Genomic DNA, 22,654 nt, shown 5'->3' on the forward strand with positions numbered 1-22,654 from the left:
GTCCCAGCCGCTCCATTCACGGCCCGGGAACAGATGGCATGGTTTGGCATGGTCGACGCTCCTGCTCCAGAAACGCCTCCGCAGATCGATCCCCTGCTCCTCGACAATCAGCTCTGCTACGCCCTCTACGCCGCGGCCCATCGCATGACGAAATCCTATCGTCCGATGCTCGAGCGCCTGGGCCTGACCTACCCGCAATATCTCGTCCTCCTCGTTCTGTGGGAGACGGACGGCATCACGGTCTCGGAGATCGGCCGACGGTTGCGCCTCGATTCCGGGACCCTGACGCCAGTCCTGAAGCGCCTCGAAACGGCGGGGTTCCTCCTGCGCAGCCGGCGACGCACGGACGAGCGCGAGGTCGAGATCGCCCTCACCCCGCAAGGCCGGGCGTTGCGGGGCGAGGCCACGACCGTGCGGGAATCGGTGATGTGCCAGCTCAACATGTCCGAACCCGAAGTCCAGGCCATGCGGGCCGACCTCAATGCCCTCATCGAGAATCTGAGCGCCGCCGGGTAAACGCCCCTCGCAGGGGTTCCGCCGGGTCTTCGGGCTCAGGAGATGCGGCGGAAGCCGGGCATTCGGCTGCGGCACGCCAGGAATCCTTCGGCGTTGCGGTCTCTCCCCTCATCCGCGCGCCGTTCGCGACAGCGGCATCGGTGTGTCTCGGACCGCCCTATTTTAGCCGGGTAAGTATCTCCATGGAACCGGGAGCGGACGGCGGCTATGCCCTCGTTCGATCATCGATCTTCGAGGACCAGCGGTGCGGACACCGAACGCGAACGAAGTCGGCCGTCTCGTCGGTCTCATGGCCAGAGCACCGGCGCCTCCTGCCCGGCGGACGAGCACGGGAAAGCGCCCATCCGGCGAACCCGCAAGGCTCCCGGGCGTTTGTCCCCGATGAACGCGACCTTGGCCGACACGGACCGCGAGCCTCGGCGGCAGGTGGGCGCACTGCCATACCGGCGGATGCGTGACGGAACCTACACCATCCTGCTCATCACCTCGCGGGAGAGCCGACGCTGGGTGATTCCGAAGGGCTGGCCGATGAAAGGGCGCAAGCCTTTCGAGGCGGCCGCCCGCGAGGCCTACGAGGAGGCCGGGCTCATCGGTTCCATCGGCAAGCGTCCGCTCGGCTTCTATCTCTACGAGAAGCGCCTGAAGAGCCGTGATTCCGTCCTGTGTCAGGTCAAGGTCTTCCCGCTCGAAGTGCGCAAGCAGCTGAAATCGTGGCCCGAGAAGGACGAGCGGGAGGATCACTGGTTCTCGCCCGCCGAGGCCGCCGATGCCGTGGCCGAACCGGGCCTCGCCGCGATCATCCGTGCCGCGTGCAAGCGCGACGCGGATGTGTTGCGCTGAAATCGGAAGCCGACACGAAAGTTCACCGGCGGTGCGATTGAGTCCGCCCAGGCGATTGCCAAGCCGGAAACGATGGGCTAATCCCCCGCTCGTCCAGACGGAGACGCCGCGGCGAACCCCGGACACCCCGCTGCTGTAGCTCAGTGGTAGAGCACCTCATTGGTAATGAGGAGGTCGACAGTTCAATCCTGTCCAGCAGCACCATCACAATCAATCACTCAACCCCCACACCGCGGACTGGCCAAGCGTTCCGGCAGGCACGGTGACGTGTGCCCGGCCCGCGACATCGGCGAGGGGTGAGCGCGGGGGAACTTGAGCCCTTCCCGACCCGGAGCTCAACCCTCCGGCGTGGAACATATTTGGCCGTCTCCTGTCGCTCAGTGCGCTGCATCAGGCCTTCGCCGACGAGGGCGGAATCGCACGCTTTGTTCAGCCACGCCGGCTGGAGACCCTTCGCAAGGCCCTGCGTCGGCCCCATGAAGGGCGGTCGGTCGCAGCGCTCGCATTCGCCTGCGGCTTCGTCAGCGAGAGCCACTGCAGCCAAGCCTTCCGAGCCGCGTTCGGAAGCCTCCGGGCCGCTACCGCGCCGGCATCCGACAGGCGCGCCAGGGCGAGGCCGGCGGCGGATCGCCCCTTGAGGTTTTCCAGCGCTGGGCGAACCAACTGTATTGACCCATGTCCGGGCCTCGGACGGCACCGTTCCGAGAGGAGGCCCGACGAACCCTGAGGCTTCGGTCCTGATCGGACGTCGCGGGTCGCCCCTGATCCGTCCGCACCACGAAAGACCCGCCTCGGATCGCTCCGGGCGGGCAAGGTGGGAAGATCATCTCGGGTTCGAGGGATCTATGGGGTAGACGGATTCAGGGGACGCGATAATCCGTGGTCCGCCTCCGGCCCCCGGCATCGACCGCGCCCACATCGAGCAGGTGGCTCAGCCGGGCCGGCGCGCGTCGAACCCGCTCCTGCGAGCCTCGATCCTTCATCCGAAGCCGATCGGCGTCGGACAGTACACCTGAGCCAACAGAAGCAATCACGCAGAAAAAACCCGCCCTGACCGAAGCCGAGCGGGTTCTTGAATAGCAATGAAGGAATGCTCCTTCACGTGTCCGGTGAAATCAGCAGTCGTTGCTGCCCGGCTTGACGACCTGGCCTTCGGCCGGCTTCTTCTCGCCCGCGCCGGGCTGGGTGTTGCCGCCGACGTTGGACATGGCGCCGACCGTGCCGGGCGACTCGGCCTTGGCGCCGGGAGTCACCTTCGCATCCGAAGGACCATCCGCCTTGGAGGTCTTGTCGGTGGACGCGTTCTGGCCCTGGGCGTTCGTCGTCGTTCCGACGGCGCAGGGCGCAGCCATGGATGCCGATCCCGTGGCGATCACAGCGGCCGCCGCGATGGCAATCATGCAAAAATTCTTCATTGGTTTCTCCGAAGGCGTTTCCCAAAGTTCCCAACGACGCGAAGCGTCATCACGTTCCGATGGCCGAGCGGGTTCCGACACGAACCGGGGGCCGGAGACCGAACCGCCGCCTTCGCCGCACGGCCACGCCCCCCCGATCCGTCCAGCCCATCGGGCTCATGGACGAACCCGTCGCGGTCGCGCTCAAACCGACGATCACGGTCTCGAAACGAGCAGCGGTGCCTTCGGCGATCCTGTAGAAGCGGACGTGAGCCTTCCGACCCTTCCCCCACGGACATCGTCATGCCCCGCTGGTTCCTCGCTTTCGTTGCCGCGATCGCCACCCTGGCCGTGGTGATCGCCCTCCTGTTTCTCGGCAGCGGTGCCACCAAGAACACCGTTCCGGCGCCGGAAGCGGGGGTGAAGGAGACCACGAAGTAGCCGCGACGGTTCGCCCGGGCCGCGAACAAAGGCGCGCCCGACGGCGTTTCACGCCTGAACCTCTCCACACGACGGAACGCTTCATGCACAGGACGACCCTTGCCCTCCAATGGACGGCCCTTGCCCTCGCGACTTCGTTGATTCTCTCGCTGACGGGGCCCGCCGACGCGCAGACCCCAGGTAGCGCCCCGGCGACCAGCGACGGGAACACCGCCGCCGATCTCAGGAGCAACGGCGACAAGGCGGACAACCGCACGATCGGGTCCTCTAGGGGCGGGAGCGACAACCCCGGCGGACGTCCCTCCGATCAGAACGGCACGGCGAACACCCTCGGAAAGGAGAACGGTAGGGCCGGCGGTTCCGTGTCGTCGCCCGCACCGCGCCCGTGACCGTACCCCGATCGTTTCCAGGCTCGGACTTTTTCTCCGATCAGTCCTTCACCCCAGATCCGGTCAGTCCGACCTTCGAAGCGATGAGCCAAAAAAACCCGCCGCGGCGTGAGCCGGGCGGGTGATGATGATCCGAACCGATGGACGGGTTAGCGACCGCCGCCGTTGGCGCTGCCGTTGGGGATCGCCTGTTCGGGCCGCGAGGCGTTCCCACCGGCGGCGGAATCGGTCGTCGCCGTGTCGGCACCGGTCGCACCGCGCGAGATGGCGATGTTGGCGTCGTTGCCAGTGCTGTTCGGCTCGCTCTGCACGACGACACCGGGAGAGCCCGGCTGACCCGGAGGGCCGACCTGGGCGAGTGCGGGGGTGGCGGCGAACAGGGCGGTGGCGAGGATGAATGTTCTCATGGCGAACTTTCGATTGGGCCGACGGCGGGACAATCTTCGCCGGCTCAGCTCGAAACAAACTCCGGAACGCCCCGAAGTTTCCTGACCGCTGTGTCACACCCGGAGGCGATCTGACCCGAAAACCCGCCTGGGCGGGCTTGGCGGGCGTGGGGATCATTTCGGCTTATCGCCCGGACCCCAACCATGCGCCTTGATGACTTGCATGATCTTGGTCTGCATCTCCGGCATCAGCGCTTGCATCCACTGCGTCGTCCCGGTCATTTGCGCCTGAGCGAGCTGCGGCTGGGCAGCCGCCAGGCGCCGGCCCGCCGGAGAGGCGTAGAACGCTCCCACCGCTTGGAGATCATCCTTGGAGAGGACCGTCGCGAAGCTGCGGGCCTGGAGATCGAGGAGTTCGTCGTAGTGCGCGGTCAGCATCGGAAGCACGGCTTCGCGGACGATCACCTGCGCGCGCTCCGGCTCGCGCACGCCCATCTGCTGCATCATGCCGGCCATGGGAGCGGCCATCGCGTTCAGGGTGGTGACACGGTCGCCCTGCATCTGGGCAACGACCTCGCGCGCCACCTTCAGAGTCGCCGGATCCTGCGTCGCCGAGGCCGATGGCTTGTCCGGGGACGGGGCCGCCTGTGCGTACGCCCCGTTCGCGAGGGACGTGCACAGGGCGAGGCCCGCGACGATGCGGCCGAATTGGTTCAGCAAAAGCGTTCCTCCAACATTGGCACCCGCGAGACGGGGCACTCCAAAAGAAGAACCCGCCGGGCTGGGAACCGGGCGGGTGAAGGTGGTCACATATGAGGATGCCCTGGGAAGGGCAAGGGACTATCGCATCTGGTATGCCAGACGCCAAGCCCCCGGCGGCCGGATTGGTCCGCTATTCGACGCGCCGACGGTCCTCGCCGCATTCGTCTCTTCACGGAACCGGTGCTGGGCTTCGAATGGATCGGTCGAAAGGCGCCCATGGTCGGACCGGCCTCCGGGTCGTGGAACGAATCCGATCCCATCCGAATACTTTCACGGGCACAGATGGAGTGCGCGCGAATGCTTGCGAGATTGTTGAGCGCCATCGCGGGTACTGGCGCGGATCGGGCGGGCGAGAGCACCCGGCCCGCGCAACCTCAAACGAAGGCGACGAAGGCACCCGCGAGACCGCCGTCGCCCCGGAACGACGAGGGGATGCGGAGGGTCTGCGAGGAAGTGGAAAAGGCGCTGCGGGAGGCCGGGCATCTGCGGTGAGGGAACGCCGCCGCAAGGTCGGTGATGGGCCGTCGGGTTGCCGCGGCGCGCTGCCGCAAACAGGAACTCGCCGATCCTCGGCCCTCTTTCCCCGTCACAGTCCAGGAACGGATAGAGAGTTGCTTCATGCGTCATGCAGTGATCGGATTTGGTGCGCTTGCCGCCGTGGTCTCGGCGGGGCCGGTCCTCGCCCAGGGTAAGCCGCTCCCGGCCCCATCGAGCAGCACCACGGTCCAGGGGGAGCTGACCATCACGATGGATGGCGACAAGCCCGTCTGTGCCCCGGCCGAGCTCAAGCTTCCGGCAAACACGAACGTCGAGCTCCACATCGTCAGCACGGCGAACGTGCCCGTCACCATCACGGCACCCGGCCAGTTCGAGAAAGGTCACGTTCTCCACGCGGACGGCTCGCTCGTCCACGTGTCGAGCGAGAAGGGGTACCTCGTGAAGGCGAATGGCCAAGGCGTCCTGAAGATCCGGACCATGGAGGCTGGAACGGAAACCTACGCCTGCACCACCACGAGCAACCAGAAGGCTCCCTTCGAAGGCAAGCTGGTCCTGACCGCTCCGGCAGGGTAGCCGCGTCTCGAGCCTCGGGACAGCCGATCCACGGCTGCGCCGGGCAGGGGACGAGCGACGAACGGCCCTGCGACGGTCGGGCGGATGACCGGAGCGGATCGGGCCGTGGCCCGGTGATGATGACGGGGCTGTTCTTCGCTCTCTTTCTCTACGGCGAGACGCCGGCTTTGCCGGCCTTTTCGCCCGACGTTCGCGATCTCTGCCGGAACGCAGGTGATGCGAGGCAGAGGGCGAAACCGAAAAATGGCTGCGGCCCCGGGGGATCGAAGGTAGTCGATGCAGGTTTAACCTTAGAATATGCTTGGCGTCGGCGAAGCGAATACCGCCTCGCCGTCACCGAGCATAGCGAGATCGAGAACGATGACTTGCCGCACGGCAAGGCCTTCCGATTCAGGAGCAGACGATGGCAGACGATCAGCCGAAACCGTCTCAAGTGGACGCGACGCCGGATGCCGGCTCGCCGGCGCCGCAGCCGCCCGAGCCGGGCCATCATCCGAAGCCGGCCGAGACCGACGCGCAGCCGGACAGGCCGGTCCCCAACGATGCCGCAAATTCCTGAGCGCCTCTTTCGGGGATGCGAACCATGGCCTTTCCCCAACGCTCCCCCGCCGCCGTGAGCCAGGAAGGTCGACACGCGCGCGACCGGGGCGATCCGCTCACCGCCAACCCGTATCCCGAGGGCTCCGAGGAGCATGAGACCTGGGCACGGGGCTGGACGGTTCCCGATGGTGAGATCGGGCACGAAACCGCCGGGAGCGATGTTGGCTGATGCGGTTCGATTTGGACGATCGGGGTTGTCCAGGCTCCGGACCGAACAGGACCGTTTCCGGCTTGTGGTTGTCCTTCTTCCCCGGCACACGCAGGTTTGCGACCAGATTGCACATGCCGCGAGGCTCACCCTCCGCACGACAGGCCTCGCGCCGAATCGGCCGGTGATCTATTCAGCCCGCCGCAACGGAGCGGCACGATGAGTCAGATCGCCAAGGAATTCTTCCGTGATTGGGTTGCGGACAACCTCGACCCCGACAAGCCCCCCCAAACCCACCTAGACGAGCTGCTGCAGGATGCCGACGACGAAGGCATCTCCGAGGAAGAGATGGTGAAGGCCGCCGGTGGCGATCTGCTCAAGGCCGTCTCGAAGGCGATCGCGAAGGCCAAGCAGGACTGAGACCGTCTCCGGATCATCCGTTCGGAGAACAGTCTCAGGCAGCCCGCGCGGCGCCTGAGCGAAGCCGAAATCCGCATCACGAAGCGATCAACCGGTATGAGCGCCCATTTCCAGAGTCGCATCGGGTGGGATCTGGCCGAACGGCTCCGACGCAGAACCGCCGTTCATGGCACCTGCAACCTGTGGGCGGTTCCCGAATCAGGACGGAACGGAGTATCGAAAGCTTCGCCGTAAGCGCGGCGCAGCACCCCAGGAGCCTGGATGACCAAAGACGTGCAGCCCGATCGCTCTGCCTCGACGCTCGCATCCGTCTCTGACGAGATCTATCCAACCCCCTTGAAAAGCAGGCCGGACCTTCCGGCCGAAGACCTGTCGCCGGCCCCCGCGGAGGATTCGGACCTGTCGGCCGCCCATACCGAAAGCTTCGAGGGATTCAGTTCCTTCGGCTGAGTACAGTCCAACATCGTGGACGGCCTACGGCCTGCGCTGGGGCCGAGTGCTGCAGGCCGTCCCGACACCCACCCCTTCGGCGATGTCACCGGACCTGGCCCGACCTCGGAACCGGGGCCCTGGTGTCCAGCCTACTCGCGCGGGCGGGACACGTCCTCGGCTTCCGTACCGGGTCGATCGCTCGGCCCCTCGGGGGTCGCCCGTACGGTGTCATGGTCTGCGTCGCGCGGGGAGACCGCCGCTCCGCCCATGTCGGGTTTGGAGTGCCGCTCGCGCGCGCCGCGTTCCTGATCGTAGGTCGATTCGGGCAGGTTCTGGTTCGAGGCGGTCAGATCGGACATGCGTCGCTCTCCCGTTCTGCCAGCAACGCACTGGGCGTCGAAACGGTTTCGGACGACCGCAACCGTCGATTCCACCGTCTTCGTAGCTCGGGCGATCGCCTCAGGGACGTTCCCCACCCGATGGATCTTCCCCCCTCCGCTGGCGCTCCTCCTGCCTGCGGCCGAGCCAGAGACTGTTGAGCAACCATGCGATCGAGAGCGGTACCGCGGTCACGGCCACCGCCGTGGAGCCGAGGCCGAGCGCCCCGATCCCGGCGAAGGACCACGCTCCGATCTGGTCGCCGGTGCGGTAGACCACGGTGTCGAGGAAGTTCTTCGCCTTGTAGCGATCTTCGCGCGGCACGACGGTGAACAGAACCTCGCGGATCGGCCGGGCGATGGCGAAATTGCCGGCCCGCCGCAGGACCTGGAACACCACGATGGCGGAGATGGTCGGCGATACGGCAAGGGCGGCAAAACCCAGGACGCTGGCCGCCGGCAGGAGGGCGAGGCTCGGCCCGACGCCGATGCGCCGGACGATCCGGCCGGTGAGGAAGAACTGCACCCCGAGCGTCAGCGCGTTCACCAGGAGGTCGACGCTGGCGAAGAACGCCGTCTGCGCCCCGCGGTTCGCGAAGCTCTCCTTCGCGATCTTGGCCTGCTCGAAATACAGGAACGTCGAGGTCACCGAGAACAGCAGCAGGAACAGGCCGATGTTGAGGAGGTAGGGCGAGCGGAACGTGCGGGTGATGCCCGCGAACGCGCTGCCGCCGATGGCGTCGGCCGGGGCCACGTCACCGGCCACGGGGCGCTGGTGCAGACGGTCCGACAGGCGTGCGAGGCCGCGCATGCTGAACACCGCCACCTCCAGCAGAACAGCCGCTCCGATGAGGAGCGCCCAGGTCGGCACGTCGCGGGCGAGGATCGCGGTGGTGGCCGAGCCCGCGATGGCCCCGAGGGTGGCACCGGCGGCGATGAAGCCGAACAGGCGCTTGCCCTGCTCTGTCGAGAAGACATCGACGACGGTGGCCCAGAACACCGACACCACGAACAGGTTGAAGATCGACAGCCAGATGAAGAACGCCCGGCCGATCCAGACGTCGCCTTCAGGACCGGCGAGGTAGAGCGACACAGCGAAGACGAGGATGTTGGCGGCGAAGAAGCGGTAGGTCAGGGGCACGAACCGGGCGCGCGGCAGGGTCTTCACCAGCCAGGCGAAGGGCACGTTCAGGGCCAGCATGCCGATGAGCGTGCCGGTGAACAGCCAGGGCAGGTTCTCGATCCCGCCGGCGATGCCCATCTGGTCGCGAATCGGGCGCAGGACGTAGTAGGCGGCAAGAATCGAGAAGATGTAGGCCCAGGACCACGCGAGCGCCGGAACTTCGCCCGGCCGGACATCGACGAGGCGCCCTAGCCACGAACGCGACCGGCCCTCGGCGGGGACGGGCTCCGCCGCCCCGCCGAGGCCGCTCAACGCGCCACCCCGAGGCGCGCGCCCGATTCAGCGGCGGTGAGGTCGTGCCCGAAGCCCGGCGACCCCATGGCGAAGCTGTCCGCCTTGGAAAGGGGCCCGACGATCACCGGATCGAAGCCGGCCTCGGTCACCAGCTTGGCGACGGTCGCCACGGCTCCGGCATCGTCGCCCGCGAGGGGGATCGCCATGCGGGCGCCGTCGCGATGCGCGTTCTTGGCAAAGACCTTGTAGTTCGCCGCGTTGAAGGCCCGCACGATCCGGGCACCGCGCAGGTACTTGGCCGAGACGGCGGCGATGCCGCTCTCCTTCACCTCGGCGTAGACCTCGCCGTCGCGGGCCTGGGTCGCGTTGCCGGCATCGATCACGGTCTTGCCCTGAAGAGCGGCGCCGTGGTCGGCGCTCAGTTGCGGATAGGCCTTGTAGGGCACCGCGATCAGCACGACGTCGCCGAAGGCGATGGCCTCGGCCGGAGTCCCGGCACGGGCCTTCGGACCGAGGCTCTCGACGAGGCCCTTCAGCTCCTCGGGGTGGCGGGAGGAGACCATCACCTCGTGCCCGGCCTTCGCCCATAGGCCGCCGATGGTGCCGCCGATGTTGCCGGCACCGACGATGCCGATGCGTGCGGGCTGCGCGGCGGACTGGGCCCAGGCGCTCCCGCTGGCGACGAAGGCGGCGAGCGCGAGGGCCGCGCGGCGGGATACGAGTTTAGAGCGCATCGACAAAGGCCTCCATCCGGGCACGCTGGGCCGCATCGGGCATCCGGCCCCGGGCGGCCCCGAGGTTGTCCTCGACATAGGCCACCTTGGCCATGCCGGGGATCGGGCAGGTCACGGCCTCGTGTCCGAGGACGTATTTCAGGAAGAACTGCGGCCAGCTCGCGCAGTCGAACTCGGCGGTCCAGGGCGGCAGTTCGCGGCCCTGGACCGCCTTGAACAGGCGGTCGCGCCCGAACGGCACGTTGACCATCACGGCCATGCCGCGCTCTGCGGCGAGCGGCAGGATGCGCTGTGCGGCCAGCCGATCGTCGAGGGCGTAGTTCACCTGGATGAAATCCAGGGTCTCGCGCTTCATGACGGCTTCGAGATCGGCGAACTGGCTGTCGCGCCACACGGTGACGCCCGCATAGCGGATGCGCTTGGCCGCCTTGAGGTCGCGCAGGGTGGCGAGGTTGGCGGCGGTGTCGATGAGGTTGTGGACGGCGACGAGGTCGATGGTCTGCGTGTTCAGGCGCTTGAACGAACGCTCGATCTCGGCGAGCCCGGCCTCACGCCCCGGCGTGCCGACCTTGCTGCACAGGAACACCTTCTCGCGCAAACCATCCTGCGGGAGGATGAGGCCGAGCACGTCCTCGGCCGTGCCGTAGCTCGGGGCCGTGTCGATGACGGAGCCGCCGAGCGCCACGAACCGCCGGACCGCCTCGCGCAAGGGCGCGACCTTGTCGGGCGTCGGCTCGACCTCGTAGCGGCGCGAGGTGCCGATCCCGAGGACGGGAATCCGCTCGCCCGTGGACGGGATCGGCCGGCTCAGGAGCCCGGCCGCTTCCGCCTGCGCGGGTGACGCGGCGGATCCGAGAAGCGGCACCGCCAAGGGAAGCAGGCCTGTGCCGGCCAGGAAAGCGCGTCGGGATGGGTGCATGCGGGCTCCTCACGGGGACGGGCGTGCACTCCCATCTAGGTCACCGGTCCGCCTCCGACATGGGTGTCCGACATGAGTGAATGCCGACACACGCGTCACCCGACGGCCCGTTGCAGGGCGGCGGCGAAGCCGGTGAACTCCACTGTCCGGCGCCGGTAGCACTGGAAGACCCGCACGCCGCCGGCCTGAAGCGCGGCGCGCGGAACCGCGAGTTCGAAGCCGCTGCCGAGCGCCTGGGCCGTGCCGAGATGCGCGGCGACCTCAGGCCGGGCGAGGCGCGCCGAGACGCAGACCTGCGGGCGGCCTGCCGCGTCGTTCCAGACGGCGAGGGTGCACAGCACGTCGCCGAGGCCCCGTGCGAAGGCCCAACCCCGGCACGCGATGCTCCCGCCGAGGCCGGTGAGGTTTACCCGCTCGGCCCGCTCGATGGCCGGCGCACGCTTCAGCCGCTTGATGAAATGGCGGCGGAAGGCGGGCGGCATCGTCCGGTCGAGGCGGTAGCGGCCCGGCCCCGCGACGATCTCGAGACGGCGGGGCACGGCACCGGGATGCACGCCGTCGCCGCCGTGCAGGGTGATGTCGTAGCGGCCGGGCTCCAGGCCGGTCAGGGCCGCGACGAGGCGGAACGTGCCGTCGCCCGCCGCCCCGGGGGCGATCCGTGCGCGCCATGCGGTGCCGTCCTCTCCGCGCAACCAGAGGCTCAACGGGAGATCGGACGCCGCACCCTCGATCCGGCCCGCGATGCCCCAGAGGTCGCCCGGCGCCGCCAAGAGGACGCCCCCCGCCTCGGGCAGGTTCTGACGCAGGTCGAGGAGGGCGGGGCCGGGGACGGCACCGGGCGGCGTGGCCTCGCGGGCGAACCGCACCAGCGCCCCCTCCGTCGCGCCCCCCGCGAAGACCTGGCCGAAGCCCTGCGCCACGAGCAGCCCGTCGCGCCCGGCCTGGACGAGGTCGAGGGTGTGCGGCCCGAACGCGAGGCCGGCGACGTCGATGGTCCCGGTGAAGCCGGAGCGCGCGGCGCCGGGATCGCCGAGGCTGTCGACCACGTCGGGGCGGTCGTCGGGCTGAAGGACTGCGTAGGCGGTGCGCGATGGTCCGGTGAACCGCAGGTAGGTCCGCGCGGCGGGCGCGGCGTCGAGCCTGTGCAGCCAGCCCTTCACCGCGAGGTGGCGCAGCACGAGGTCGTGGCCGCCCGGGTTCGCGATCTCCCTGTCGTCGAGGCGCAGGCCGTCGCGGGCGAAGGCCAGGGTCGCGTGGGTCAGGGGGAGCACGACGGCCGGCAGGGCCCGGTCCGATGCGGGTAGATCGTCGAGGAGGGGCGTCGCGGGCCGCGCACGCCCGGTGGCACCGAGGGCGGCGGCATAGGTGCCGTCCCAGTGGATGTCGCGCGACACCCAGGACGGGGCGTTCACCCGCAGGCCCATCTCGGCGAGCGACAGGTCGAAGGTGACGCGCAGACGGTCCGGCACCCGGTCGTGCGGGCATGGACGCGCGGCCACGAGCCCGTCGTAGACGCGGCGTACGGCGTCGAGATGCGCGGCCACGGTCGGAAAGCGCTTGGCCTGAACCGCGTTCCGCATCCGCGCGAGACGGGCCGGGTCGTAGTAGAGATCGAGGAGCCTTGCCCGCACCGCCCCCGGATCGTGGGGCGGGACGAGGAAGCCGTCGACCCCGTCCGTCACCCGCTCGGCGAGCGCGCCCAGGGCGGTCGCGACGGGGACGAGACCGGCCTGCCACGCCTCCGTCAGGGCGATGACGTAGGTCTCGGGCCACGTCGAAAGATGGAGCGAGACATCGCAACCGCTCAGCAGGCCGTGGATGGCGTGCGGCTCGTAGGGACCCGAGAGGGTGATCCGGTCCGGCGCGATTCCGCACAGGCGCCCGGCGTGGTGCGCGTCGACCCGGCCGAACACCTTGAAATGGATACGGTACTCCTCGCAGATCCGCATGAGCTCGACGATCTCGTCGCCGCCCTTGTGCGCGGCGAAGTTGCCGACCACCGCGACGGTGAGCCGGGGACCGTCGTCGCGCTCGGGCCGGAGCATGGGCACGATGGGGGTGGGCTCGACGGGGGCCAGCATCGCGATCTCGACGACGCGGTCGGCCTCGATCTCCGGGTAGAACGCCCGTAGGTAGGCCCCCGTCGCCGGAGTGCTGGTGATGAACCGGTCGACGGCGCGTACGAGGAGCGAGACGAACCCGTCGCGGCGCGCCTTGGCGCCCGGCGGGTAGTTGCTGGATGCGATGAGGCAGGCATCGCACTGGTCGCGCCCGCGGTTCACCACGTCGCAGAAGCGGCCGGCATGATCGAGCAGGAGCCAGCGCTCGCAGATGAGGTGGTGGTCGTGGAGGTGGTAGATCACCGGCACGCCGCAGGCCCGCGCCACCAGGGGCAGGCTGAGCGGCAGGTGGAGCAGGTGGTGGATGTGGACGAGGTCCACGCGCTGCTCGAACAGGATGCGTTCGAACACGCCCTCGACATGGGGGTCGGTGAGCTTGGGCAGACCGATCTCGCCGCATTCGATGGTCTGGCCGAGACCACGCCCTTCGAGGCGCAGGGACCAGCGTCCATCGTGGAGCACGGGAAACAGGAACAGGATCGCGTAATCCGGCGCGAGACCCGCGAGGGCGTCCTGGTAGATCTCAACGCCGCCGCCGTCGCGATAGCCCGTGCGGTTGTGGCTGACCATCAGCACGGTGCGCACAGCCGGCCGCTTGGCAGGCCGGGCCCGCCGGTGCGGGCCGCCCGCCGTTTCGAGGATCTCGGCGACGCGGTGATCGTAGAGATGTTCGGCCAGGGTTCGGGCGCGGGCGGCGCGTGCCGCCGCGATCCGCGCCGCAGGCCGGTCCAGCATCTCGGCGATGATCCGCGCGCCCGCCGCGTCGTCGGCGCAGAGGGCGATCTCGGCATCGGGCTCGTAATAGTCGCGGATCTCGGGTTCCGGCGAGATCACCACCTGGAACCCGCCGGCGAGCGCCGTCTCGAACAGTCGGGGCGGAGGTGTCGAGCCCTGCGCCTGGTTCGGGTCGGAGGCGGAGAACACCCGTGGCAGGGTGAGGACGACGCGGCTGCGATTGGCCAACCGCGCGAAGTCGCGGTTGCCGCAGCGCCAGTCGGTGACGAGGCCCGGATCGTCGAGGGCGGGCGGACCGATATAGGTGTTCCACGGGAGGGCGAGCTTGACCTTGAGATCGCGCGACAGGGTCGCCAGGATCGCGTTGAGGCTCGCGACCCGGTTCGGCCAGGCGGTGCCGATGAACAGCAGATCGTAGAGGTAGTCCCGGTCGTCGCCGAGGACGGGCAGGTCCTGGAACAGGCTCGCTGCCGCCAGCGGCAGGTGCCGGGCGCGCCCGCCATAGGCCGCGACGCTGGCCTTGTCGTTGGTGAAGACGAGGTCGAACCCCGTGGAGCAGCGTACGTTGTCGGCGAGCTCGTAGGGATCTTCCGTGGTCCACAGGATGCTGAGCTGCGCCCGAGCGGCGAGGCGACCGAGAACGGGCGCGTGCTTACGCGCGCCGCCGAAAGCGAGCACCGTGTCGAGCCTCTCGTCCGTGAGGGTGGCCAGGGCGTCGGCGTGCCCCGCCAGATGCACGCGCGCCACCCGCGGATGGCGCCGCAGGGCGTCGGCGATTGCGACCACGATGTAATGATTGTGTGTGCCTGGCTCCGTGTCGAGGAGCAGGATCGAGAAATCCGCCATGGGGTGTGCGTGTTTCGTCAGCGCCGGGCCAGGGCCAGGCGCGGCCGCTCCGATCCGCCGGACAGGCCGAGGCCCGCCGTGTTGCGGCAGAGGGCGAGCATCCGGGCGGCACGCTGCGTGTAGGTGTGGTCGCGCAAGGCGCGGATCTGCGCCCGCATCGCGATGGCCTGGATCGCATCGGGGTCGTCCAGGGCCTGCTCGATGGCGCGGGCGATGTCGGCGACCCCGTCCACGAGGAGGATTTCCCGGCCCGGCTCGAAGGCGTCGCAGATCTCCAGGCCGGTGGCGAAGAACAGCTGCGCCGAACCGGCGAGCGCGACCTCGAAGGTGCGCGGCCCCGGCGTCGCTGGCGGCAGGGCGAAGCGCCGGTTGGCGATATCGAGATCGCGGCCGATGTTGAGGGTCAGGCGGGCGTCGGCGGCGTGATCCGCCATCTCGGCCGCGGTGAGGCGCCGGTTGGTGGCGCAGCGGATGTCGGAGGGCCAGCCGGTCCCGAGGATCGCCACGGGATGACGCGACAGCACCGCATCCGCACGGCGGATCAGGGCGACGCGGTTCGGGTAGGCGACACCGCAGAAGAACACCATGGTCTCGCGCTCGGGCAGCGGCGTGAGATCACGGAGGTGCCGCGTCCGCGAGGCGGCCAGGGGCAGGTGGTGGACGTCGCCATGCCGGTAATGGTGCACCGCCCAGGAATCGTTCGAGAAGATGATGTCCGCGGTGAGTTCGGCCTTGAACGCGTAATCGAACTCGTACGGGTCGTCGTGAAGCCAGTAAGCCAGTTCGGCGCCTATACTGTCGGCGGCACGGCGAAGACCGCGCAAATCCGAAGAATCCGGCACGATACTGCCGACCGCAACCACGAGATCGGGGCAGAATACACGGATCGCTGCCGGCGCGAGGTCGAGGGGGACCGCCATCACGCGATCGGATCCAAGAACCTCAGCAAACCCTTCTGCCAGGCAGGGGCGAATCGAAGTATTCGTGTTCAGTGCATCGTTGAACGTACTCGTCACGAGCACTTTCGGCCGGCCAAAACTCCGGCCGTTGTAAAAATTCATCCTGCGACTCGGGCTGAACAACGGGGCCTGTCGGTTTGACTTTGTGAACGCTAGAACAATAAGTCCGGGTCCTTCGATTGTCCATGCAATCGCAAAAAAACTGCCTATTGGGTAAAAGTGGCAATAGACTATGCTTCTGATCGGCAAATGAGTTGGGATGTTCCGGCAGATCTTCGCGAGGCGACGCAGTCGGCGCGCACGGACATGTCCGGCACGGATCCGCGCGTGCTCCATCCCTTTCGGTCGCTCCTCACCGGTTCGGTCCTCGTCGCCGGGGGCGCGACCGCCGATCTCGTGGCGGCCCTCCGTGAGACCGCACGGTCGGTGACGATCCTGAAGGCGCGAGCGGACCAGTCTCGCTACGATGCCGTGGTGTTGCTCCATCCAACGACCTCGGCCTTGGACGGCCTCGGCGTCCCCCCCGGCGAAGGGGAAGCCGATTCGGCGCGTCGGTGTCCGCCGGATTCGAGAACCGGGGTCGACCGTCTCACCCAGGCCCTCGACCGAGCGGCCGGGCTCCTGCGACCCGGTGGACGGCTCGTCGTGGTGGTGGCGAACGCGTCGAGCCTGCGCCACCTCACCGGCCATTCGGAGGCGGATGCCACCCTCGACCCGGTCGGCTTCGCGGATCGCGCGCATCCCGACGGCTCGGCGCTGCCGACGCGGCGCGGCCTGCGGGCCCGGCTCGCCCGACTCGGCCTCACGCAGCAGGCATGGTGGTTTCCCTTTCCCGATCACCGCCTCGCCCTCAGCCTCGTCGGCGAACGCGGTCTCGACGCGGGTGGACCGTTCGAGCCCGGTCTCCTCGCCGCTGCCGCTGCGCCGTTCGATCCGGACGGCCCCGGACCGGGCGGGCGCTCGCTCCAGCGTGCCTGGGCGGCCGTGGCCCGCGCCGAACTCCTCGGCGATCTCGCCCCCGCCTTCGCGGTCGCGGCGTCGGTGTCGGCCCTTCCGGAAGACCCGCGGCTCGCCCTGCATTTCGGCCATCGCCGCCGACCCGCCTTCGACAAGGTGGTCGGCTTCGTGCGCGTGGGCGATGCGATCCGCGTGACCCGTGCGCCGCTCCACGCGGATCTGCCGCGAACGGTGGATGGGGTGACCAACCGGTTCCCCGACGAGCCCTTCGTGCCCGGCGTGCCGTGGCAGGCGGGTCTGCAGGCCTTGCTCGCCCACGACGGCTGGACCGTGGCCGGGATCGTGGCCTGGGCCTCGGTCTGGCGGGATGCCGTGCGGGCGCACTATGCCGACGGCGCGGACCTCACCCTGGGAACGCCGCTTCCGGGCGAAGCCGTCGATGCGATCCCGCGCAATCTCCTGCACCGGGGCGGCGTCCCGGTCTTCATCGACGCCGAGTGGGAGGTCGAGGCCCTCTGCTTCGGTCATCTCCTCGTGCGGGGGCTGATCAACGCATTCACGGATGTCGAGGTCTGCGGGTCGCCCGCCCCCGGAATCGCCCCGACCTTGCTGCCGCTCGTGCTCGCCGTCGCCGAGGGCCTCGGCATCACCCTCGACGCGGCGGCCCTGGACGAGGCGCTCGCCCGGGAAAATCGGTTCCAGACGGCGGTGAGCGGGATCGAAACGCGCCGGAACCGGGCGTGGCTCGGGGGGACGTCGCTGCCGTTGCGCACGGGCTCGCCCGACCCCTTCGCCGAACGAGACCGTGCCCTCGCCCACCTGCATGGCGAGGTTGCGGCGCTCCGCGCGGACGGTGACCGCCGGGTCGCCGCGGTGACCGAGGACTTGGAGGAATCCCGCCGCCGGACCGACCGGGTGGTCCGCTACGCGGCGGAGCTCGACCGCGAGCGCGGGCGGCTGGCGCACGCCCTTGCCGCTGCGCAAAGCGCAATGCAAGGGCAAAGCCCGTCACCGGAGGAAGCGGGAGCACGGCGCGGTGCCTTCCATCGACGCGGCAGGCCGGCCCTTGCCGCCGTGGTGTGGACGGTGCTGGCGACGGGCCTCGGCCGCCTCGCATTCCGCAGGAGCGACGCCCGGCGATGACGCATCCCTATCGCGGGCTGCCCGACCGGGCGTTCTGGGGCCGTGCCTTCGCGGAGCGCTCCCCCCACGCCCTCGTCAATCCGGCCACCGACCCGCTGATTCCGCACGACGCCGCCATCATGTCCGTGGGCAGCTGCTTTGCCGCCAACCTGGTTCCGTTCCTGGAACGGGCCGGCCTGCACTACCTCCGCACCGAGCCCTTGGCCGACTGGCTGCGGATTCCCCCCGAAGCCATGGGCTACGGCCGCTACAGCGCCGCCTACGGCAACGTCTACACCGCTCGGCAACTGCTGCAGCTCCTGCGGCGAGCCTGTGGCACGTTCGCGCCGCAAGAGGATCGCTGGTGCGAACCCGACCGGATCGTCGATCCCTACCGGCCCGGCCTGCGCTACGCCGCCCGAACCGAAGCCGAGTTCGAAGCCTTGACCGCCCAGCACCTGCGGCTGACGCGGGATGCCTTCGCGCGCGCCGGCGTGCTCATCGTCACCCTCGGACTCACGGAGGCCTGGACGGCCCGGGACGGGGCGGTGTTTCCCGCCTGCCCCGGCACCGTGGCGGGGCGGTTCGATCCGGCCCGGCACCGGTTCGTCGAGTTTTCCTGCGCGGAGGTGACGGAGGACCTCGCCGCCTTCGTCGCGGACCTGCGCGCCTTCAACCCGGCGGTCAGGATCATCCTCACGATCTCGCCGGTGCCCCTCGTCGCCACGGCGGGCGGGCGCCACGTGCTGGAAGCCTCCACCCACGCCAAGGCGGTGCTGCGCGTGGCCGCCGAGAGCGTCGCCCGCGGCGCGACCGACGTGATCTACTTTCCGGCCTACGAGATCGTCACCGGGCCTCAGGCGCCGGACACCTTCTTCGCCCCCGACCGCCGCAACGTCAGCCGGGAGGGGATCGCGGCGGTGATGCGGGCGTTCCTCGCCGCGTGCGGCCGCGACCCGCCGGGCGAGACCGACCCAGCCCCATCGGCGACGCCCGTGAGCGCCGTCCTCTCCGGCGCCATCGCCGAGACCGAATGCGAGGAGGAGATGGCCGGGCATCCCGGCCCCACCGGACCACCCGCCCCCACTCACGGGTCACAGAGCCCCGAGACCGCCGCCATGCCCGACGATGCCCCCGATCCCGAGACAGCCGCAAGGATCGCCACGCTCGCGGCGGAGCACGGCCCCCTGCCGCCGGATTTCGAGGGCGCGGGCTATATAGGACTTCACCCGGACCTCGCGGCCCTGTTCGCCCATCCGTGGCAGGGCGACCTGCACTACCTCGAACACGGACGCCGCGAGGGCCGGCTCTATCCCTCGAACGTGACGCGCGCCGAGACCAAGGTGGCACAGGCCCAGCGCATCGCCCTCGTGCTCGACGGGCTCGACGGGGCCGGCAAGTCGACGGTCGCCCGCCTCGTCGCCGAGGCCATCGGCGGCTGCGTGCTCCATCCCTACGACGGCAACGGGCCGCTCCTGGTCTGGCTCGCGCGCACGGGGCAGCACGCGCTCGCCGATGCCGTCGCTCACGCCGCCGTCGCCATGGCCATGGACCGGGTGCCCGAGGGCGTGCCCATCGTGTTCGACCGGCACTGGTTCACCGCCTCGCAGTTGCTCTCCTCGCTCTACCGCCCCGGCTGGGAGCCCCGGCCCTTCACCCTCCTGTGCTGGGCCGACCGCGAGACCACCGTCGCCCGCATGATCGCGCGCGGCGAGGACCGCGACGCCCTGGAGATGACGCAGGACCGGGTCGAGACCTACCGGCGGCTGGCCGCCGAACTCGACGTGCCGCTCCTCGACACCTCGCGCACCACGCCCGAGGCGGCGGCGGAACGGGCCCTGGCCCTGATGACCGAGCGCGGCATCCTGCCGTGGCGGGGCACGTCGTGAGCGCCATCGTCATCGCCGGCCACTCGCACCGCAAGGCACTCGGCGTGGTGAGGGGCGACCGAGCCGAGGCGCCCGCCCTCCTACCCCTCGACCCCGAGGACCGGCGCTTCGTCGGGCTCTCCGGGGGGCCGAAGCAGGCCGTGTACTGGGACCGTCTCTGCACGCACGCATCGGGGCGGCGCATCGCGCTGGCCTGGGAGGGCAACCGCTACAACGATGCCTTCCTTCTCCAGGGCAGCCCCGCCTTCGACCTCGTCGTCGCCGAACTCGCCCACCTGCCGTTGCGCGACAACGCCGTCGTCGTCCCCGAGCGGGCCGTGCGTGCGCGCTTCGCCGAGACCGGGGCGGGACTCGCGGCGTTCGTGGAGCGGCTCGCGGCCCATGGCCCCGCCCGCGTCGTTCTCGTCGGCGCGCCACCGCCGAAAGCCGATGCCGCGCGCCTCGCCGAACTCATCGGCATCGGGGCCTACGGCGCCAAGCTCGCCGCGGCTCACAGCCTCGATCCGCACGACCTCGCTCTGACGCCCGCCACGGTGCGGCTCAAGCTCTGGCAGGTGGAGCAAAACGTGCAGCGGGCGGTGGCGGACCGGTTCGGCATCGCTTTCGTACCGGCACCCGCGGCCTGCGCCGACGCCGACGGCTGTCTCCACCCGGATTACTGGGCGCACGACGTCACCCACGCCAACGCCTCCTACGGCGCCCTCATGCGTGACGAAATCGCTAACCATTTCACGTGAAAAAGGAGGCGGCGACGATGCGCCTGGTGATGACGCTGCTGATCCGCAACGAGATCGACATCATCGCGGACTTCCTCACCTACCACCTCGCCCAAGGGGTGGATTTCATCGTCATCACCGACAACGGATCCACCGACGGCACCCTCGACGTGGTCGCGCGGTTCGTGCCGACGGGGCGGGTCTGCCTCCTCGTCGAGGAGGATCAGGATTACCGGCAATACGCCTGGGTCACCCGGATGGCGCGCCTCGCCCGCGATCTCCTGAAGGCCGACTGGATCATCAACAGCGACGCCGACGAATTCTGGCACGCCGCGGGCGGCAGCCTGAAACAGGTACTGGCGCAGGCCTCCGCCGATGTGCTCATGGTCCGCCGCCGCAACATGATCCCGCCAGAGGAAGGCAGCGGTCGCGACGTGCTCGCCGACGGGACCCTCGCCGTGCTGGCGCCGGTGGCGGATCGAAGCCGCTCCAAGCTCATCCGCACCGTCAGCGCCAAGGCGGTGTGCCGGGCGGACGGATTCGTCTCCATCGGCCAGGGCAACCACGAAGCGACCTACGACCGCCCGGTGACGCAGGCGGCCGAACCGCGCCTCACCATCTACCACTATCCGATCCGGACCTACGCCCAGTTCGAGGCGAAGGTGATCCAGGGCGGGGCGGCCTATGCCCGCAACACCGAGTTCGACCGAAGCGTCGGCGGCCATTGGCGGCGGTGGTACGCGACCTGGGAAGCGGGCGGCCTGCGGACCGCGTACGACGCCATCGTGCTCGATCCTGCGGCCCGCGCGGCGGCCGTGGCCGAGGGCATTCTCGGAGACGACGATACCCTGGCGCGTCATTTCCGGAGTCGGGTCCGGAGTCGGGCCGACGCCGCGCCCCCGGAGGAAGCCCGGCGCATGGCCGACCTCGTCTCCCTCGATGGTCCCCTGCCCGGGGATTTCGACGCGGGCGGCTACCTGCGCCTGCATCCCGACCTCGCCGATCTGTTCACCCTGCCCTGGCAGGGCGCGCTGCACTACCTCGAACACGGCCGGCGCGAGGGCCGGATCTACCCCTCGGCGCGTACGCGGGCGCAGGAGAAGGCGGACCAGGCCGGACGCATCGCCCTCGCCGTCGACGGGCTCGACGGCTCGGGCAAGTCGGCGGTGGCGCGCCACGTGGCGGCGGCTCTGGGCGCCACGGTGCTCGACCCGTTTGCTGGCCGGGTCGGCGCCCTGATGGTGCATCTCGCCCGCCTCGGCCAGCACGACCGCGCCGACGCCGTGGCGCACGACGCCGTCGCCCTGGCGCTGGCGGAGGCGCCCCCGGGGCCGGTGGTGTTCGACCGGCACTGGTTCACGGCGTCGCAATTGCTGTCGAAGGCCTACCGCGCCGGGTGGGAGCCGCGCCCGTTCAGCGTGATGACCTGGACCGACCGCCCCGCCACCCTGGCGCGGCTGGCCGCGCGCGGCATCGATGCCGCGGCGGAGATGCCGGAGGACCGGATCGACACCTACCGGCGCCTCGCGGCCGAGCTCGACGTGCCGCTCCTCGACACCACCTTCACAACTCCGGAAGAGGCGGCAACGCGGGTGCTGGCCCTGATGGCTCGGGGGACGCCGTCCTGAGGGAGGCCAGGGAAGACAGTCGGGCTCTGCCCGACACCCACCGAAGGGCTTGCCCTTCGGTATCCCGGGATCAGGCGGGCTGGGGGTCCACCGGTCCCTGTGGGATGCGCCGATCCCAGCCGATGTGGCGGACATAGCCGCCCCGATCGAGAATCACCGCCCGGAAGCCGAGCGCGTGGTAGTGCTGCGAGATCTGGCCCTCGTGCTTCAGCGGGCTCACGAGGATGCGGCTGAAGCTGCCGATCGCGGCATAGTCCGACAGGCGGCGCAGGCCGGGGTTGAACGTGAACCCGTGCCACTTGCCCCGGTAGCCGAAGGCAAGCACGCCGAAATCCCCCGCCGGGGAGACGAAGTGCAGGGGATGCCCGTTGGTGTCGTCCCAGGCCCGCAGCCACACGCAGATCGTCGAGGGATCGGCGGCGAGCAGGCTGCGGCTGCGCTCGATGAAACCGCCGCGATAGAATTCCCAATCGTCCTCGGTGTGGAAGATGTAGGGCGTGCGGACCTCGGCGTAGCCGGCCTCGATGGCGGCGATCTGCCCGCGGGACCGGCCGAGGCGGAGCAGGCGCGCACCGTGGCGCCGGCAGATCGCGGAGGGGTCGCCCGTCCCGTCCTCGACCACGAGGATCTCGGCGATGCCCTGATCGGTGTTCCAGGCCCGGAAGCTCGCCAGCGTGCGTTCGAGAAGGTCGTGGCGCCCGCACGAGGTGAGCACGACGGTGACGTCGGGGGAGTTTGGCGCAGGCTTGCCACCCCGCAGCCACCGCCATCCGGCCTTCCACGGCATCGCGTCATCCTGTTCCAAAAAAGCAAAAAGGGGCCGGCTCGTGTCCGAG

At 69.5% G+C, this 22,654-nt stretch carries 22 protein-coding genes and 1 tRNA gene; 13 read left to right on the top strand and 10 right to left on the bottom strand.

What is annotated here, in order from left to right; all coding sequences use genetic code 11:
* Window positions 1-48 precede the first annotated feature (48 nt).
* The 3 genes from ASF27_RS02995 (at window position 49) to ASF27_RS03005 (ending at window position 1,560) form a co-directional block, all read left to right on the top strand.
* Window positions 49-516: a MarR family transcriptional regulator gene (locus ASF27_RS02995; protein WP_056166100.1), complete on the top strand. Its 468-nt coding sequence runs from the start codon at window positions 49-51 to the stop codon at window positions 514-516.
* Between the two features lie 381 nt (window positions 517-897).
* Window positions 898-1,356: an NUDIX hydrolase gene (locus ASF27_RS03000; protein ID WP_056166097.1), complete on the top strand. Its 459-nt coding sequence runs from the start codon at window positions 898-900 to the stop codon at window positions 1,354-1,356.
* Between the two features lie 129 nt (window positions 1,357-1,485).
* Window positions 1,486-1,560, top strand: a tRNA-Thr gene (locus ASF27_RS03005).
* Window positions 1,561-2,471: 911 nt separating this feature from the next.
* On the opposite strand, the gene ASF27_RS03010 is transcribed toward ASF27_RS03005, so the two are convergent.
* Entirely contained in the window at window positions 2,472-2,708 is a 237-nt protein-coding gene (locus ASF27_RS03010) for a hypothetical protein (RefSeq protein WP_156467428.1), read from the bottom strand.
* 345 nt (window positions 2,709-3,053) lie between these two features.
* Between ASF27_RS03010 and ASF27_RS22030 the strand changes: the two genes are divergently transcribed.
* Entirely contained in the window at window positions 3,054-3,191 is a 138-nt protein-coding gene (locus ASF27_RS22030; protein ID WP_156368979.1) for a hypothetical protein, read from the top strand.
* Between the two features lie 538 nt (window positions 3,192-3,729).
* On the opposite strand, the gene ASF27_RS03020 is transcribed toward ASF27_RS22030, so the two are convergent.
* Together ASF27_RS03020 and ASF27_RS03025 are read right to left on the bottom strand one after the other, a co-directional pair.
* Window positions 3,730-3,987, bottom strand: a complete 258-nt coding sequence (locus ASF27_RS03020) for a hypothetical protein (RefSeq protein ID WP_056357562.1) — start codon at window positions 3,985-3,987, stop codon at window positions 3,730-3,732.
* Window positions 3,988-4,140: 153 nt separating this feature from the next.
* The gene (locus ASF27_RS03025; RefSeq protein ID WP_244473017.1) at window positions 4,141-4,776 is read right to left on the bottom strand and encodes a DUF2059 domain-containing protein; all 636 of its coding nucleotides are present in this window, start codon (window positions 4,774-4,776) and stop codon (window positions 4,141-4,143) included.
* Between the two features lie 570 nt (window positions 4,777-5,346).
* On the opposite strand from ASF27_RS03025, the gene ASF27_RS03030 reads away from it, so the two are divergent.
* The 5 genes from ASF27_RS03030 to ASF27_RS03045 all read left to right on the top strand — a co-directional run bounded on the left by ASF27_RS03030 (window position 5,347) and on the right by ASF27_RS03045 (window position 7,417).
* Complete coding sequence (locus ASF27_RS03030) at window positions 5,347-5,799, top strand: hypothetical protein (protein ID WP_056265115.1); 453 nt, start codon at window positions 5,347-5,349, stop codon at window positions 5,797-5,799.
* Window positions 5,800-6,202: 403 nt separating this feature from the next.
* A complete protein-coding gene (locus ASF27_RS22035; RefSeq protein ID WP_156467429.1) occupies window positions 6,203-6,358 on the top strand; it encodes a hypothetical protein in 156 nt (51 codons plus the stop codon).
* A 24-nt stretch (window positions 6,359-6,382) separates the two neighbouring features.
* Window positions 6,383-6,568, top strand: coding sequence for an Rmf/CrpP family protein (locus tag ASF27_RS03035; RefSeq protein WP_056166081.1), 186 nt, complete (start codon window positions 6,383-6,385; stop codon window positions 6,566-6,568).
* Window positions 6,569-6,766: 198 nt separating this feature from the next.
* Window positions 6,767-6,967 carry a hypothetical protein gene (locus ASF27_RS03040; protein WP_056166078.1) on the top strand — a complete coding sequence of 67 codons (201 nt, stop codon included), beginning with the start codon at window positions 6,767-6,769 and terminating at the stop codon, window positions 6,965-6,967.
* 261 nt (window positions 6,968-7,228) lie between these two features.
* On the top strand, window positions 7,229-7,417 hold the full coding sequence (locus ASF27_RS03045; RefSeq protein WP_056166075.1) for a hypothetical protein: 189 nt from the start codon (window positions 7,229-7,231) through the stop codon (window positions 7,415-7,417).
* 131 nt (window positions 7,418-7,548) lie between these two features.
* Here the strand turns inward: ASF27_RS03045 and ASF27_RS03050 are convergent, their stop codons facing one another.
* The 6 genes from ASF27_RS03050 to ASF27_RS03075 form a co-directional block, all read right to left on the bottom strand.
* The gene (locus tag ASF27_RS03050; protein WP_056166072.1) at window positions 7,549-7,758 is read right to left on the bottom strand and encodes a hypothetical protein; all 210 of its coding nucleotides are present in this window, start codon (window positions 7,756-7,758) and stop codon (window positions 7,549-7,551) included.
* Window positions 7,759-7,858: 100 nt separating this feature from the next.
* Window positions 7,859-9,211 carry a hypothetical protein gene (locus tag ASF27_RS03055; RefSeq protein ID WP_056166069.1) on the bottom strand — a complete coding sequence of 451 codons (1,353 nt, stop codon included), beginning with the start codon at window positions 9,209-9,211 and terminating at the stop codon, window positions 7,859-7,861.
* The gene (locus ASF27_RS03060; RefSeq protein ID WP_056166066.1) at window positions 9,208-9,927 is read right to left on the bottom strand and encodes an NADPH-dependent F420 reductase; all 720 of its coding nucleotides are present in this window, start codon (window positions 9,925-9,927) and stop codon (window positions 9,208-9,210) included. The genes ASF27_RS03055 and ASF27_RS03060 overlap by 4 nt, the downstream gene beginning before the upstream one ends.
* Window positions 9,917-10,846 carry an aldo/keto reductase gene (locus ASF27_RS03065; protein WP_056357565.1) on the bottom strand — a complete coding sequence of 310 codons (930 nt, stop codon included), beginning with the start codon at window positions 10,844-10,846 and terminating at the stop codon, window positions 9,917-9,919. The genes ASF27_RS03060 and ASF27_RS03065 overlap by 11 nt, the downstream gene beginning before the upstream one ends.
* A gap of 95 nt (window positions 10,847-10,941) precedes the next feature.
* Window positions 10,942-14,547 (bottom strand): glycosyltransferase, encoded by a 3,606-nt coding sequence (locus ASF27_RS03070; RefSeq protein ID WP_056357568.1) that lies wholly within the window; start codon window positions 14,545-14,547, stop codon window positions 10,942-10,944.
* A 17-nt stretch (window positions 14,548-14,564) separates the two neighbouring features.
* Entirely contained in the window at window positions 14,565-15,467 is a 903-nt protein-coding gene (locus ASF27_RS03075) for a glycosyltransferase (RefSeq protein WP_244480906.1), read from the bottom strand.
* 366 nt (window positions 15,468-15,833) lie between these two features.
* Between ASF27_RS03075 and ASF27_RS03080 the strand changes: the two genes are divergently transcribed.
* The 4 genes from ASF27_RS03080 to ASF27_RS21395 are packed head-to-tail and all read left to right on the top strand — an operon-like array spanning window position 15,834 to window position 21,818.
* Entirely contained in the window at window positions 15,834-17,606 is a 1,773-nt protein-coding gene (locus ASF27_RS03080; protein WP_156467430.1) for a hypothetical protein, read from the top strand.
* Window positions 17,603-19,474, top strand: coding sequence for a GSCFA domain-containing protein (locus ASF27_RS03085; RefSeq protein ID WP_056357575.1), 1,872 nt, complete (start codon window positions 17,603-17,605; stop codon window positions 19,472-19,474). Before ASF27_RS03080 ends, ASF27_RS03085 begins: the two co-directional genes overlap by 4 nt.
* Window positions 19,471-20,211 (top strand): hypothetical protein, encoded by a 741-nt coding sequence (locus ASF27_RS03090; RefSeq protein ID WP_156467431.1) that lies wholly within the window; start codon window positions 19,471-19,473, stop codon window positions 20,209-20,211. Before ASF27_RS03085 ends, ASF27_RS03090 begins: the two co-directional genes overlap by 4 nt.
* Before the next feature lie 17 nt (window positions 20,212-20,228).
* On the top strand, window positions 20,229-21,818 hold the full coding sequence (locus ASF27_RS21395; RefSeq protein ID WP_156467432.1) for a glycosyltransferase family 2 protein: 1,590 nt from the start codon (window positions 20,229-20,231) through the stop codon (window positions 21,816-21,818).
* Between the two features lie 70 nt (window positions 21,819-21,888).
* Here ASF27_RS21395 and ASF27_RS03100 read toward each other — a convergent pair whose 3' ends face one another.
* The gene (locus ASF27_RS03100; RefSeq protein WP_056357579.1) at window positions 21,889-22,605 is read right to left on the bottom strand and encodes a glycosyltransferase family 2 protein; all 717 of its coding nucleotides are present in this window, start codon (window positions 22,603-22,605) and stop codon (window positions 21,889-21,891) included.
* Between the last annotated feature and the right edge of the window lie 49 nt (window positions 22,606-22,654).

Source organism: Methylobacterium sp. Leaf102, assembly GCF_001422425.1.
In the GTDB taxonomy this organism is placed as follows: Bacteria; Pseudomonadota; Alphaproteobacteria; order Rhizobiales; family Beijerinckiaceae; genus Methylobacterium.

Coding starts and splice junctions, on each gene's coding strand:
- ASF27_RS03050 (WP_056166072.1), bottom strand. CDS start 7,758: ATGTCCGATCTGACCGCCTCGAACCAGAACCTGCCCGAATCGACCTAC.
- ASF27_RS03100 (WP_056357579.1), bottom strand. CDS start 22,605: ATGCCGTGGAAGGCCGGATGGCGGTGGCTGCGGGGTGGCAAGCCTGCG.
- ASF27_RS03020 (WP_056357562.1), bottom strand. CDS start 3,987: ATGAGAACATTCATCCTCGCCACCGCCCTGTTCGCCGCCACCCCCGCA.
- ASF27_RS03085 (WP_056357575.1), top strand. CDS start 17,603: ATGACGCATCCCTATCGCGGGCTGCCCGACCGGGCGTTCTGGGGCCGT.
- ASF27_RS22030 (WP_156368979.1), top strand. CDS start 3,054: ATGCCCCGCTGGTTCCTCGCTTTCGTTGCCGCGATCGCCACCCTGGCC.
- ASF27_RS03065 (WP_056357565.1), bottom strand. CDS start 10,846: ATGCACCCATCCCGACGCGCTTTCCTGGCCGGCACAGGCCTGCTTCCC.
- ASF27_RS21395 (WP_156467432.1), top strand. CDS start 20,229: ATGCGCCTGGTGATGACGCTGCTGATCCGCAACGAGATCGACATCATC.
- ASF27_RS03000 (WP_056166097.1), top strand. CDS start 898: ATGAACGCGACCTTGGCCGACACGGACCGCGAGCCTCGGCGGCAGGTG.
- ASF27_RS03045 (WP_056166075.1), top strand. CDS start 7,229: ATGACCAAAGACGTGCAGCCCGATCGCTCTGCCTCGACGCTCGCATCC.
- ASF27_RS22035 (WP_156467429.1), top strand. CDS start 6,203: ATGGCAGACGATCAGCCGAAACCGTCTCAAGTGGACGCGACGCCGGAT.
- ASF27_RS03070 (WP_056357568.1), bottom strand. CDS start 14,547: ATGGCGGATTTCTCGATCCTGCTCCTCGACACGGAGCCAGGCACACAC.
- ASF27_RS03075 (WP_244480906.1), bottom strand. CDS start 15,467: ATGGCGGTCCCCCTCGACCTCGCGCCGGCAGCGATCCGTGTATTCTGC.
- ASF27_RS03060 (WP_056166066.1), bottom strand. CDS start 9,927: ATGCGCTCTAAACTCGTATCCCGCCGCGCGGCCCTCGCGCTCGCCGCC.
- ASF27_RS02995 (WP_056166100.1), top strand. CDS start 49: ATGGTCGACGCTCCTGCTCCAGAAACGCCTCCGCAGATCGATCCCCTG.
- ASF27_RS03030 (WP_056265115.1), top strand. CDS start 5,347: ATGCGTCATGCAGTGATCGGATTTGGTGCGCTTGCCGCCGTGGTCTCG.
- ASF27_RS03035 (WP_056166081.1), top strand. CDS start 6,383: ATGGCCTTTCCCCAACGCTCCCCCGCCGCCGTGAGCCAGGAAGGTCGA.
- ASF27_RS03010 (WP_156467428.1), bottom strand. CDS start 2,708: ATGGCTGCGCCCTGCGCCGTCGGAACGACGACGAACGCCCAGGGCCAG.
- ASF27_RS03040 (WP_056166078.1), top strand. CDS start 6,767: ATGAGTCAGATCGCCAAGGAATTCTTCCGTGATTGGGTTGCGGACAAC.